We start from the raw sequence: 325 nt of genomic DNA on the forward strand, positions 1-325 counted from the left end.
GCGAACGCCTGGCGGTGCGGCGTACCGCCAACCTGCACACCGGCGGTTGCCTGGAAGACGTCACCGCCATCCTCCACCCGACCCTGGTGGACGCCGCCGTGCGCGCCGCCCGTGCCCTCGACATTCCCATGGTGGGCCTGGACCTGATGGTGCCGGCCGCCGACCAACCGGACTACGTGTTTATCGAAGCCAACGAACGGGCCGGGCTGGCCAACCATGAGCCGCAGCCGACGGCTGAAAAGTTCGTGGACCTGTTGTTCCCGCATAGCCAACCGACGGCTTGAGAAAGGTGTTGCCTTGACTGGCACTTTCGCGAGCAAGCCCG

General features: G+C 66.5%; 1 pseudogene. It reads left to right on the forward strand.

The annotated features are described in order from the left end of the window. Window positions 1–284, forward strand: a pseudogene (locus tag HX846_RS23075) (N-acetylglutaminylglutamine synthetase); the annotation flags it as partial. Window positions 285–325 lie beyond the last annotated feature (41 nt).

This window comes from Pseudomonas sp. K5002, assembly GCF_013386655.1.
Classification (GTDB): Bacteria; Pseudomonadota; Gammaproteobacteria; order Pseudomonadales; family Pseudomonadaceae; genus Aquipseudomonas.